Annotated in this window: 13 protein-coding genes; all 13 read left to right on the forward strand. The window is 31.3% G+C overall.

Annotation, left to right across the window (positions count from 1 at the left end; all coding sequences use genetic code 11):
- The first annotated feature begins 115 nt into the window (after positions 1-115).
- The 13 genes from DK442_RS21785 (at position 116) to DK442_RS21845 (ending at position 13,991) form a co-directional block, all read left to right on the forward strand.
- Positions 116-982, forward strand: coding sequence for a hydroxymethylglutaryl-CoA lyase (locus tag DK442_RS21785; protein ID WP_109438035.1), 867 nt, complete (start codon positions 116-118; stop codon positions 980-982).
- 16 nt (positions 983-998) lie between these two features.
- A complete protein-coding gene (locus DK442_RS21790; protein WP_109438263.1) occupies positions 999-1,460 on the forward strand; it encodes a heme-binding domain-containing protein in 462 nt (153 codons plus the stop codon).
- 131 nt (positions 1,461-1,591) lie between these two features.
- Positions 1,592-2,830 (forward strand): DUF4856 domain-containing protein, encoded by a 1,239-nt coding sequence (locus DK442_RS21795; protein ID WP_109438036.1) that lies wholly within the window; start codon positions 1,592-1,594, stop codon positions 2,828-2,830.
- A 105-nt stretch (positions 2,831-2,935) separates the two neighbouring features.
- Positions 2,936-4,057 (forward strand): imelysin family protein, encoded by a 1,122-nt coding sequence (locus tag DK442_RS21800; RefSeq protein WP_109438037.1) that lies wholly within the window; start codon positions 2,936-2,938, stop codon positions 4,055-4,057.
- A gap of 18 nt (positions 4,058-4,075) precedes the next feature.
- Complete coding sequence (locus DK442_RS21805) at positions 4,076-5,437, forward strand: HTTM domain-containing protein (protein ID WP_109438038.1); 1,362 nt, start codon at positions 4,076-4,078, stop codon at positions 5,435-5,437.
- A complete protein-coding gene (locus DK442_RS21810) occupies positions 5,418-7,895 on the forward strand; it encodes a TonB-dependent receptor domain-containing protein (RefSeq protein WP_109438039.1) in 2,478 nt (825 codons plus the stop codon). Before DK442_RS21805 ends, DK442_RS21810 begins: the two co-directional genes overlap by 20 nt.
- 255 nt (positions 7,896-8,150) lie before the next feature.
- The gene (locus DK442_RS21815) at positions 8,151-8,663 is read left to right on the forward strand and encodes a PAS domain-containing protein (RefSeq protein WP_109438040.1); all 513 of its coding nucleotides are present in this window, start codon (positions 8,151-8,153) and stop codon (positions 8,661-8,663) included.
- A 113-nt stretch (positions 8,664-8,776) separates the two neighbouring features.
- Positions 8,777-9,643, forward strand: coding sequence for an ion transporter (locus DK442_RS21820; RefSeq protein WP_109438041.1), 867 nt, complete (start codon positions 8,777-8,779; stop codon positions 9,641-9,643).
- A gap of 271 nt (positions 9,644-9,914) precedes the next feature.
- Positions 9,915-10,418, forward strand: a complete 504-nt coding sequence (locus tag DK442_RS21825) for a ferritin (protein ID WP_109438042.1) — start codon at positions 9,915-9,917, stop codon at positions 10,416-10,418.
- Positions 10,419-10,837: 419 nt separating this feature from the next.
- Positions 10,838-11,677: a methylated-DNA--[protein]-cysteine S-methyltransferase gene (locus tag DK442_RS21830; RefSeq protein WP_109438043.1), complete on the forward strand. Its 840-nt coding sequence runs from the start codon at positions 10,838-10,840 to the stop codon at positions 11,675-11,677.
- 323 nt (positions 11,678-12,000) lie between these two features.
- A complete protein-coding gene (locus DK442_RS21835) occupies positions 12,001-12,435 on the forward strand; it encodes a nuclear transport factor 2 family protein (RefSeq protein ID WP_109438044.1) in 435 nt (144 codons plus the stop codon).
- Between the two features lie 102 nt (positions 12,436-12,537).
- Positions 12,538-13,104, forward strand: a complete 567-nt coding sequence (locus tag DK442_RS21840) for a YdeI family protein (RefSeq protein ID WP_109438264.1) — start codon at positions 12,538-12,540, stop codon at positions 13,102-13,104.
- On the forward strand, positions 13,104-13,991 hold the full coding sequence (locus DK442_RS21845; protein ID WP_235011005.1) for a hypothetical protein: 888 nt from the start codon (positions 13,104-13,106) through the stop codon (positions 13,989-13,991). The genes DK442_RS21840 and DK442_RS21845 overlap by 1 nt, the downstream gene beginning before the upstream one ends.
- Positions 13,992-13,996: the final 5 nt, after the last annotated feature.

Here is a 13,996-nt window from a genome sequence, read left to right on the forward strand (position 1 = left end):
GTATTTATCTGGAAAATATTCTTAGAGAGTTCAGTTTATTTTAATGCTCTGGATTCTGAAAAATAATCATACTTTTATACTCAGAATTGAATATTTCTTAGTTTGCTATTCTAAAATGACAGAAAATGTAAAAATAATTGAATGCCCACGAGATGCGATGCAGGGTATAAAAGAGTTTATTCCTACCGAGAAAAAGGTTCAATATATTCAATCTTTATTAAGATGTGGTTTTGATACTATTGATTTTGGGAGTTTTGTATCTCCAAAAGCAATCCCTCAAATGGTGGATACAGCAGAGGTTCTGTCTAGGCTGGATCTTAGCGATACAAAAAGTAAATTGTTAGCTATTATTGCAAATGTTAGAGGTGCAAATGATGCAGTACAACATGAAGCTATTGATTACCTGGGATATCCTTTTTCTATTTCTGAAAACTTCCAGATGCGTAATACACATAAAACTATTGCTGAGTCTGTTGCTACGTTACAAGAAATACTCAATATCGCTGATAAATCAAATAAAAAGGTTGTAGCATATTTATCTATGGGGTTTGGTAACCCATATGGAGATCCATGGGATGTAGATATCGTAGGTGAGTGGACAGAAAAACTTAGTAAGATGGGAGCAAAAATCCTTTCTTTATCTGATACCGTAGGAACATCGACTCCCGAGATTATTGAGTACTTGTTTTCCAATTTGATTCCTAAATATTCAGATATAGAATTTGGAGCACATCTTCATACTACTCCAACGACTTGGTTTGAAAAAGTAGATGCTGCATATAAAGCTGGATGTAGAAGATTCGATGGAGCTATACAAGGATTTGGAGGATGTCCTATGGCAAAAGACGAATTAACAGGTAACATGCCTACAGAACGTATGGTTTCGTATTTTACAACGGTAAAGGCAGATACTAATGTCAGACCGTTAAGTTTTGAGTCCTCTTATAATGAAGCAACAAAGATTTTTAGTACATATCATTAAACAACGAATTTTTAGAATGAAAAAAAGTATCAGAATTGTAGGTTTATTAGCATTATTGGCATTAGTTATTATGCAGTTTATCAGGCCTGATAAAAATGAGTCTGATTATGCAACAGCCGTAGCTTTTTTTGAAAAAGAAACTCAACCTAATGAAGAGGTAAAGTCGATATTAAGAAATAATTGTTATGACTGCCATAGTAATCATACCAAATACCCTTGGTATGCAGAAATAGCTCCTGTGTCATATTGGTTATCAGATCATATTGATGAAGGTAAAGAACATTTTGATGTTTCGGGTTGGGAGCAATATTCTAATAAAAAGAAAGATCATAAACTAGAGGAACTAGTCGAGGAAGTAGAAGAGGGAGAAATGCCTCTTTCCTCATATACCTGGCTTCATGGAAACATAAATGATCAGGAAAAGGAAATTCTAATCAATTGGGTTAATACATTAAGGACTCAATATACTGCAGAATAAGCGTTTACTTTATGTAAATGTTATTTCTTTAATTTTATTTAGATTTATTACAAATAAAGTTTGTCAATTCTATTTTGATGAATATATTTGCAAACTTATTAGTTATTGATATTAAGTCTAAATAAAAAGTGATGAAAATTAAAAGTTTACTAAAAGTAGCATGTATATCAGGAGTCTTTGTATTAGGATCTTGTTCTTCAGATGATGATAGTACTCCACCTGTAGATAATTCTGTAGTAGCTCCTGCTACTTATGTTTTTGAGCGTAATGGAGAAAGTTCTATCAGTTTTAGTGGTCAAACAACTCGTATTGCCATGGCTGAAGAAATTATAAGTGCGTTAAAAACAGAGACAAATACAGAAGCTACTTTGGATGCTATGTTTGCACATGTTGAAGGTGTCAACGATTTTTCTGATGCTGATTTAAATGCATCTGATAAAAGTGTAAGAAGTAAAACAGCAGCATCTAGAGACTATTTTTTTTCTAATACGACCGATGCCAATGCTATAAAAGAAACATTTGATGGTTGGATAACAAGTCAGGTAGATGATGTGTTTCCAAACTGGGGAACTACAGCGACACCTGGTGTTGCCGGAGTTATTCAAGAAGCAGGAGGAGGATCAGACAGATATGTAAATGCAAAAGGATTAGAATTAAATCAAGCGTTTGGTAAGAGTTTGATAGGAGCTTTAATGACAGATCAAGCATTAAATAACTACTTAGGAACTTTGATTCTTGATGAAGGTAGTAATGTAGAAAATAACAATAATGATGTTGTTGCAGATGGTAAGAACTATACAACAATGGAGCATAAATGGGATGAAGCATATGGATATCTATATGGAGCTTCTGCTGATAAAGCAAATCCTAATGCAACGATTGGAGATGATGATAGCTTTCTTAACAAATATATTGGTAGAGTAGAAGGAGATACCGATTTTGCAGGTATAGCAAAAGAAATATTTGATGCATTTAAATTAGGAAGAGCGGCAATAGTAGCAAAGAACTATGATGTTCGTGATGAGCAAGCAGCCATTATTAGAGAAAAAATATCACAAGTTATTGCAGTACGAGCTGTATACTATTTACAACAAGGAAAAACTGCATTAGAAGCGCCTGCAGCTACAATTGATTATGCTAGTGCATTTCATGATTTATCCGAAGGATTTGGATTTATATACAGTTTGCAGTTTACCAGAAAGCCAGATAGTAATGCACCTTATGTGACAAGATCAGAAGTTCAAGGATTGATAGATCAATTGATGGAAGGTACCAATGGACTTTGGGATGTTACTCCTGCAACTTTGCAATCTATTTCTGAAGCAATTGCTGCAAAATTTAGTTTTACTGTAGCACAGGCAGGAAGTTAAAACAATAAACAATTTATAAAGTTTGAAAAAAGAGGTTAGAAATTATATCATTTCGACCTCTTTTTTTACATTTGCAAAACTTTATTAAGAATAAATAAAAATAAGATGAAGAAGTTATTGTTCTCAGTTTGTGTTATAGCATCGATTATAGCAGGCTGCTCATCAGGTGATGATGCCAATGAACCAGGAGGTACTACAGATAGTTTTGATAGAAAGGCATTGTTAACTAATATTGCGGATAATATAGTAATTCCGGCATATCAAAGCTTTTCTAACGATATGACCGCTTTGAAAACAGCAACCTCTGATTTTGAAACTACTACAGATGAAGCAAACCTTGTAATTTTAAGAAATGCATGGATAAAAGCTTATACCTCATGGCAATCTGTTAGTATGTTTGAAATAGGAAAGGCAGAGGAACTTTCTTTACGAAATTTTATGAATGTATATCCGATTGCAGCAGCTGACATCGAATCTAATATAGCTTCAGGAACATATGACCTTGCTTCTGTAACAAAGCAAGATGAACAAGGCTTTGGAGCGTTAGATTATTTGCTAAATGGATTATCAGATACAGACATGGGAATTGTTGAATTTTATTCTACAAATGCAAATGCTGCAAATTATAAGAAATACTTATCAGATGTAGTAGATCGTATGGATGATCTTAGTGATCAAGTTGTAAATGACTGGAATGGAAGTTATAGGGATACTTTTGTGAATAATAGTGGATCTTCTGCAACAAGTTCATTAGACAAATTGGTTAATGATTTTATTTTTCATTACGAAAAGCATTTACGAGCTGCCAAAATAGGAATTCCTGCTGGACTATTTTCAGGATCACCTCTGGATAGCAGAGTTGAAGCTTTTTATAAAGGAGATTTGTCTAAGGCTCTTTTTAATGCTAATCTTGATGCATTACAGGACTTTTTTAATGGTAAACATTTTGGAAGTACTGCCACAGGAGAAAGTTTGAAAACTTATTTAGATTTCTTAAACACTATTAAAAATGGAGATGACTTAAGTACACTCATTAATAATCAGTTTAATACTTCGAGAACGACGGCATCAAATTTAAATGATGATTTTTCATCTCAGGTACGTACTAATAATAGTTTGATGACAATGACGTATGATGAATTACAAAAGAATGTAGTTTTCCTCAAAGTAGATATGCTTCAGGCGATTTCTGTAACTGTTGATTTTATGGATACAGACGGAGATTAAATTAGTACTCATTGTTAAATGACTTTTACACTTAACGAATATTTGAAAAAAACAACGGAGGCTGCACCACTTGCAGTCTTTCGTATTTTTTTTGGAATAATGATGCTCATCAGTATTATTCGTTTTTGGAGTTATGGGTGGATTGATAAATTGTACATTCAACCAAAGTTTTTCTTTTCATTTTATGGTTTTGAATGGGTGAAGCCTCTGGGTATATATACCTATATAATTTTTATTATCTGCAGTGTTTCTGCAATTTTTATAACATTAGGATTCAAATATAGGATCGCTATCATTACTTTTTTTCTCAGTTTTACTTATATAGAACTAATGGATAAGACGACATATCTTAATCATTACTATTTTATAAGTTTATTAAGCTTTGTAATGATTTTTCTACCTGCGAACGCATATTATTCATTAGATGCAAAAATAAAAAGAACATCTTATCAATTAATTCCCAGCTGGACAATAGATGTTTTAAAATTACTTTTAGGAATTGTTTATTTTTATGCAGGTTTGGCAAAACTTAATTCTGATTGGTTAGTGCGCGCTATGCCTCTTAAGATTTGGCTACCTTCTAAGTATGATGTTCCTCTTCTGGGAGATCTTATGCAAAAAGAATGGATGCATTATCTATTTAGCTATTCGGGTGCGATTTATGATCTTACAATTCCGTTTTTATTATTGTATAAAAAAACAAGACCTTTTGCTTTTGCAATGGTAGTTGTATTTCATGTATTAACTCGAGTACTTTTTCCGATAGGAATGTTTCCTTATATAATGATCATAAGTACATTGGTATTTTTTGATACAGGTTTTCATCATAAAGTATTAAGTTTTATATCTAAAGTATTTAAGATAAATAAATCACAATTTGATACTTATAAGATATCTCAGTTTGTTCCGGGAAAGAATAAAATTCTATTCACCTTCATCGCAGTATTTTTTATAATTCAGTTACTTTTGCCGTTTAGATATATGTTATATCCAGGAGAACTATTCTGGACAGAAGAAGGATATCGATTTTCTTGGAGAGTGATGTTAATGGAAAAGGCAGGATATGCTAATTTTAAAATTGTTAATAGCAAAACAAAAGAGAGATTTTATGTTGATAATGACGACTTTCTTACAGCTTTTCAACAAAAACAAATGGCGTCACAACCAGATTTTATATTAGAATATGCGCATTATCTAAAAGGACATTTTGAAGATCAAGGGCATCAAAATGTACAAGTATTTGTAGAAAGTTATGTGGCACTTAATGGGAGGTTAAGTACTCAATATATAGATCCAGAAGTGGATTTAGGGAAACAAAAAGAATCATTTAAACATAAAAAGTGGATTATTCCATTCGAAGATGAAATTAAGGGATTATAGAATATTTTTAGGGGCATTACTTATGGTAACCTCTGTTTTTGGACAGTATCAATTAAAAGGAACCATAACAGATCTTAATAATCAACCTGTTGTAAATGCCGAGGTATATAACAGAACAACAGGTAATCAGACAATCACAAATACTGATGGTGAATTTGAATTTACAGACCTGAAGGAGGGTGAATATTTGATTACTGTTTTTAGTTTTGACTTTGAAATTCAGGAACAATTGATCAAAATAGAAGGAAATGATGTTTCAGAGAACTTTACTTTAAATCCTTTGGGAGAAGAACTTTCTGAAGTTTTGATTACACAACGAAAGGAGAAGATTTTTGGATTAAAACAACTCAGACCTGTTGAAGGAACGGCTATTTTTGCTGGTAAAAAGAGCGAAGTAGTTTTAGTGGATCAAACGGTAGGTAATTTGGCTTCTAATAATGCGAGGCAAATTTATGCGCAAGTTGTAGGACTAAATATCTATGAAAATAGTGATGCAGGTCTTCAATTAAATATTGGAGGACGAGGATTAGATCCTAATCGTTCTGCTAATTTTAATATTAAACAAAATGGGTATGATATAAGTGCTGATGTTTTAGGGTATCCAGAGAGCTATTATACACCTCCTGCAGAAGCGTTGAGCGAAATACAAGTTGTTCGAGGTGCGGCATCTTTACAATATGGAACCCAGTTTGGAGGATTGGTTAATTTTAAAATGAAACAACCAAATCCAAATAAAAAAATAGAGTTGATCTCCAGACAGTCTTTAGGATCATTTAATCTGTTTACAAGCTTTAATAGCATTAGTGGTACTTTGGGTAAGTTTAGTTATTATACTTATTTTAACTATAAAAAAGGAGATGGTTTTAGACCAAACTCAGAATTTGATTCAAAAAACTTCTATGCAAATATTGGATACGCTTTTACTGATAAGACAAAACTGACTTTTGAGGCTACATATCTGGATTATTTAGCACAACAACCAGGAGGGTTAACTGATACTCAATTCGAAGAAGATCCAGAATTTAGTAATCGAACCAGAAACTGGTTTGATGTAAATTGGAAACTATTTTCACTAAAACTAGAACATAAATTTTCTGAGAAAACTGATTTTAGCCTCAACCTTTTTGGTCTTGATGCTTCTCGAAAAGCAGTTGGTTTTAGAGGAAATCCTTTTGTGTTAAATTCTAATCCAATTACCGATGTGGATGAAACAGATGCTAATGGTAATTTTGTTTTTCCTAGGGATTTGATTGTAGGTAATTTTAGAAATTGGGGAGCAGAAGCTAGATTATTAAGTAGATATACACTATTAGGAAAAGAATCGGTTTTCTTAATAGGATCAAAATATTATCAAGCAAATAATGATTCTCGTCAAGGAGCAGGAAGTTTGGGAACTAATGCTGATTTTGATTTTGCTACACAAGCATTTCCAGACTATCCAAATCAATCAGATTTTGATTTCCCAAACCTTAACGTAGCTGTATTTGGGGAGAATATTTTTAATCTTTCTGATAGGTTTTCAATAACTCCAGGTTTTAGATTTGAATATATTAAAACCGAAAGTGAGGGAGTTTATAATCAAGTTAATTTTGATTTGGCTGGAAATCCTATATCAAATACTACGCTAGAAGATAATAGAACTCTGGATCGTTCATTTTTGCTCTTAGGTCTTGGAGCAAGTTATAAACCTAATACTGGGATAGAAGTGTATGCTAACCTATCTCAGAATTATAGATCAGTTACATTTAGTGATATTAGAGTGGTAAGTCCAACATTTATAATAGATCCAGATATTTCTGATGAAGAAGGTTTTACTGCCGACTTAGGGATTAGAGGTAAGATAGGAGGAAATAAATTGTCTTATGATTTAGGAGGGTTTGGATTGCTTTATGATGACCGCATTGGGATTGTATTAGATGACAGGGCTAATAGAGTTAGAAAAAATATAGGAAAAGCATTTATCTATGGATTAGAAACGTTTGTAGATTGGAATATTCTTAATACATTCTATACAGATAATTCAGATTTTCGATTTAACTGGTTTGTTAATGCTTCTTTTACAGAATCAGAATATATAGAATCAGAGGAAGCTGGTGTAGAAGGTAAAAAAGTCGAATTTATTCCTGTTGTGAATGTAAAAACAGGAATAAAATTTGGATATAAAAACTTTCTGGCTAATACACAATTTACCTACTTGTCAGAACAGTTTACAGATGTAACAAATGCAACTATAGCTCCTTCAGGAGATAGCCGTAGTGGTATTATAGGAGAAATACCTTCATATCATGTCCTCGATTTTTCGGTTTCCTATCGATATAAAAAGTTTAAACTGGAAACAGGAATAAACAATGTTTTAGACACTAATTATTTTACAAGAAGGGCTACAGGTTATCCTGGTCCAGGAATTATACCTTCAGAACCATTAACCTGGTATACAACTTTACAGTTTAAATGGTAGGAAATAATTATTATACTCTATTTATACGTTTATGTATAGAGATATAAAAGTATAAATAGAGTATCCTTAAACAAGGTTGTTTTTAATATCAGTCCAAAGATTACTTATCCATAAGAAATAGTTTTTTTGTGCCTTAGTTTCGTGAACTGGCAATTCTACATGACAAAAATTAACTTTTGTTTAATCAAAGAATTAACTTTTGTTCAATTACCATTCCTGTTTTAATTCAATATTTTTGAAAAAAATGTAGTTGTTATGAGTGAATTTTCTGTATATGACCATATGATGGCAGAATATTATAAGAAAATGTCTAATTATACTTTGCCTTTATTATCATGGGAATTTTATGGAGAGGACCATACAACACTCGGTTTTTTTAAAGATGATATCGGTACGTTAAAGAAAATTACCAAAAACTGGCAATTTGAACGTAATTATTATAAAGAGTTTGTAGAAGAACAATCCGTAATTGTTATTACAAATACAAATCTCAAAATTGTCTATGCTTCCCAGAACATAGAAAAAATGAATGGATATTCACCAGAAGAAGTTATTGGTAATTCTCCTAAAATGTTTCAAGGAAACGATACATGTGTAAAAACATCTTCAGAGGTTAGAGATGCGATAGATAGTGGTATTCCATTTGAAGTATCTATATTGAATTACAGAAAAGATAATACACCATATATGTGTTTGATAAAAGGTTTTCCTGTTCATGATAAACGAGGTAAACTAATCAATTACATTGCTTTTGAAAAGGCCGCTTAGATGGTGTTTTATTAAGACTTGAAAAATTCATTTTATTAACTATTGTTTTCTTTTCTTCTTTTTTTTATTACTCTTGTGATCATTTTATTTGAAGAGTAATAAATTTAATTCATATGGTAAAATTATGTAAAAAAGTAAGTGCAAGTAAATGGTTCCAAAATTCTGTTACTGTTGCTATTTTATTTGCAGGGGTTCTAGTTGGTATAGCAACGTATCCAGATTTCTCTAATAAACATGAGGGAATTTTAGAAATATTAAATAAAATTATTCTTGGCGTTTTTATTATAGAAATTGTGGTTAAAATCATAGCCGAAGGTAAAAAACCATGGATGTATTTTACTGACGGTTGGAACATTTTTGACTTCATTATTGTTGCAGCTGCATTTCTTCCTTTTGGTGGAAGTTCTGTAGCAATATTGCGTTTACTTCGCTTATTAAGAGTTTTAAAACTTATTAAAGCACTACCAAAGCTACAGATGCTGGTGAGCGCACTTCTTAAAAGCGTTCCCTCTATGGGATATGTTTCTATTTTATTAGGACTCTTATTTTATATATATGCTGTTGCTGGTGTTTTCTTTTTCTCAGAAAATGACCCTATTCATTTTAAAGATTTACAGACCTCTATGTTATCATTGTTTAGAATTGTTACTCTAGAAGATTGGACCGATATAATGTATATAAATATGTTTGGGTGTGAAAACTATGGGTATGATGGTAATATGGATTTATGCATAAATTCTCATGGAATGTCATCACTTTCCATAAGTTATTTTGTGTCTTTTGTTTTAATTGGAACCATGATTTTCTTGAATTTATTTATTGGTGTAATCATGAATGGTATGGATGAAGCAAAAGCAGAAATGTTGTTAGAAGACCAGCAAGAATCAGGAGGTGGAACAACTAATATTGAAGATATAGAAAACAAAATAACTGAATTACAAGAACTTTTGATATTATATAAAGTGCAGGAAAAAAAATAATCATAAAGCACTTAATAATTTAACCAGAAAATAACTTCATCAAATACCCTCTTTTTTACTTTTTTGTTAATTAAAAATGAACATTGGTATTTAATGAGCTAGTTTGTATAGGTATAAACTTTATTTTTTTATCGATAAAACTAATGATCTTCATGGTACTATGGATTCCTTAAATAGTCTGAATTTAAATAAGTGCTGAGGACTATTATAGCATTATTAAGTGTAATAAATTATGTACTTTAGTTATTAGGTTAAAAAACAACATTAAGAAATGATACCAGAGATAGAAAAATTACTAAATGATCAAGTGAAATATGAGGCTAAAGCCTCTGCACAATACCTTTCTATGGCAAGTTGGGCAGATACCCGTGGATATAATGGCATAGCAGATTTTTTTTATATGCAATCAGAAGAAGAACGAGTACATATGACCAAATTGGTTAAATTTATTAATGAACGAAGTGGTCATGCTATTATTCCCGCAATTGATCAACCAAGAGATGATTTTAAATCATTAATGGAGCTTTTTGAAACATTTTTAGAGAGTGAAGAATTTGTTACTGCAAAAATTAATAATGTAATATATGAATGTTTGCAATTTAAGGATTATAACGTGCACAATTTTATGCAATGGTATGTAGCAGAGCAATTAGAAGAAGAAGCAGTTGCTAGAACATTATTGGATAAACTCAAGATCATCGGTGATGACAAATCAGGGCATTATTTATTTGATAGAGATATTAATACTTTTCAGGCGCCAGAGACAGCTAAGTGATTGTTAATAAGTTACAGTAGATAATTTAAAGATTTCTTTTTAGAAGTCTTTTTTTTATTTATTTTCGCACTTTATTTAGATTTAATAAAAATTAAAATAGTGCAAAATTCAAGTATCCCATCATTATATTCTCCTTGCTCTGCTATAGATTGTGAAATAGCATGTGGGGGAAAAAAGAAGAAATGTTGCAAGAAATATAAAAAGAAAGGAAAAAGTAACTGTAAACGATGTCCTAAGCTTTAAAAGAATATAGATATCAAGTTGATAAATACTCTTTGTATTTGATTATCGACTTAAAAAAGCGAATGTGTTGGTAAAATACATTCGCTTTTTTTGTTTTTAAGAATAAATGAGCAAGTTCTGGGTTTTGTAACAATGATAAGAATAGTAATTTTATGTTGTTTTAAAAGCAGATAGAGATGAATGAGCAAAAGATAATTCATTATAATCGTATCGCAGATGCAATAACGTATATCAAACAAAATTTTAAAGATCAACCCAACTTAGATGAAATAGCTGAAAACGTACATGTGAGTCCATTCCACTTTCAACGACTTTTTACAGAATGGGTAGGGGTAAGTCCTAAAAAATTTTTACAATATACTAGTGTTGAATATGCTAAACAAATTTTAAAAAATCAACAAGTTACCTTATTTGATGTCGCCTATCAAACAGGGCTTTCTGGCACAGGGAGACTTCATGATCTTTTTGTAAAAATTGAGGGAATGACTCCGGGAGAATATAAAAACGGAGGAGAAAATCTAGTCATTAATTATAGTTATGCAGAAAGTCCGTTTGGCAAAATTTTAGTAGCATCTACTTCAAAAGGTATTTGTCATATGGCATTTGCAGATAATAGAGATGCTTTTGAAGAGTTACAAAAACGTTTTCCTAGAGCAAGCTTTATTCAGATTGTAGATAGATGTCAACAGGATGCTTTATTTATTTTTACGAGAGACTGGAAAGAATTAAAACAGATAAAATTGCATCTTAAAGGAACTGATTTTCAATTAAAAGTTTGGGAAACACTACTTAAAATACCTAAAGGTGGATTAACTACATATGGAGCGATTGCTAATCACATAGGTAATCCTAAAGCATCCAGAGCTGTTGGAACTGCAATCGGTAATAACCCCATAGCATTTTTGATACCATGCCATAGAGTGATTCAATCTACAGGAGATTTAGGGCAATATCATTGGGGAAGCACGAGGAAAACAGCTATTATTGGATGGGAAGCTGTAAAAATGGACTCATAAAAAAAGGAGTATTCGACTAAAGAATACCCCTCTTCTGCCATTTACGTTATAGATAAGTTATGGGCATATTTTTATTATAAAACGATGTAAAGCAATAATACCCTACCTCTTGTTCATTTTATTTGAATTCATACATTGGGTCTTTGTAATATTTATCATATCAAAGGATTATGTTTTTTTTATGAATATGATCAAAAATCTTTTTCTAAATTAGACCGATTACGCTCTTGTTTTATATTAGAATCATATAGTAAGTACTACCCCAAAATAATACAAAAGGGGATAAAAGTGATACATTATAAATAATTTAAATTTCTTATAAAATGAAAAATATCAACTTTTTTGGAGTATTGGTACTAATATCTTGTTTGGGTTGTACTCCAAAAAATAATCAATTAAGTGATGGTGAACAAAGTAGGGTTATAAAAAAAATGATTGAAGCTGTTAATGACAAAAATGCTGAAAAGTATGTAAATAATTTTGCTGAAGATGTACAAGTTTATGTGGATGGAAAACAAAAGATAATAGGGAAGAAAGTATTACAAGAAAATAGAGCCAAACACTTTAAGAGGTATCCAAAAGTAAGTTCAAAAATAGAATATTTATTAGAGATTGATAATAAGGTAATTATGCATGATAAAGTATGGCTAGATGATGTAGAAGGAGAGGGAAAGGATATTGTAGAAATATTTACCTTTAAGAATGGTCAAGTATACAGAGTAGATGTTGTTCAACCAAACGATTTATTTGCGAAATAAAAATAAAGAGTGTTGTGATGAAATTTGGTTACCCTCTGGATGTATATGGTACTTTTGTTAACCCCTTGTTTTAATAATGATTCATTAACTATACAGAAATTAATGAAAAATTTCGAAAAAGTATATTTTGTGGATAGAAATGAGTGGCGTAATTGGCTTCGGAAAAACTTTAGGAAAGCGGATGAGATTTGGTTGATATATCCTAAAAAACCTTCAGGAAAACCACGCATTCTATATAATGATGCAGTTGAAGAAGCCCTCTGTTTTGGATGGATAGATAGTATTGTTAAAAAAGTAGATGATGAGCATACTGCTCAAAGGTTTACACCAAGAAAAGCCAATAGCATATATTCACAACCTAATAGAGAGCGATTGCATTGGCTTACTCAACAAAAAATGTTACACCCTTCAATACAAGAAATTAGTAAAAAAATACTTCAGGAGGATTTTGTATTTCCAACAGATATTATGGAAAAAATCAAAAAAAATAATATAGCTTGGAGTAATTATCAAAAATTATCTATATCCTATAGAAGGATTCGTATTGCTTATATTGACTCAGCCAGGAAACGTCCTGAAGAATTTGAGAAAAGATTGACAAATTTTATAAACAAAACCTCCCAGGGTAAATTGATAGCAGGCTTTGGTGGGATAAAAAAATATTATTGATGAGACATTTATTTTTTATTATAGTAATGCTTTGTATTACATGTAAAGCTGAAGCACAAAAATCACATTTATATCTAAAACAGACTCCACCTTCTACTACTCCAGAAATTTTTGCTCCTGGTATAATTTCTAAAGAAAATGAATACGAGTTTGGTTCGGTTTTTTCAAAAGATGGTACTGAATTTTTCTATGGAGTGGATACAGGAGAAAACTCTGAAATAAGATATTCAAGATTAGATAATGATTTCTGGACAACTCCAATAACTATTATTTCTCACGATATATATGGTTTTAATGATCCTTTTTTATCTCCAAATGAAGATGAATTATATTATATATCAGATATGCCTTTAGATGGAACTGGAGAGAGGAAAGACCATGATATTTGGTATTCCAAAAAAGAAAAAACAGGATGGTCAAAACCCATAAACGCCGGAGAAAATATTAATACTAATAAAAACGAGTATTATATTTCTTTTACCAAAACAGGCACGATGTACTTTAGTTCTAATAAAGTTGGTAAGGAGAATCATAATTTTGATATTTATGCCTCAGAAAGAATATCAGGTCATTTTCAGAAAGCCGTAAGGTTACCAGAAACAATAAATACAAATGCATATGAAGCAGATGTATTTATAGCTCCTGATGAATCTTATATTATTTTTTGTGCTACTCGAAAAGAGGGACTAGGACGAGGTGATTTATACATAAGTTTTAAAAATAACGATGGTACTTGGACAGAATCAAAAAATATGGGAGCTTCAATAAACACCAATGGCCATGAATTGTGCCCTTTTGTAAGTAGAGATGGAAAATATTTCTTCTACACCAGCAATAAAGATATTTACTGGGTGGATGCTAAAATAATTTATTCCTTAAAAGAATAAGGTGT

Origin of the sequence: Aquimarina sp. AU119 (assembly GCF_900312735.1) — a bacterium.
In the GTDB taxonomy this organism is placed as follows: Bacteria; Bacteroidota; Bacteroidia; order Flavobacteriales; family Flavobacteriaceae; genus Aquimarina; species Aquimarina algiphila.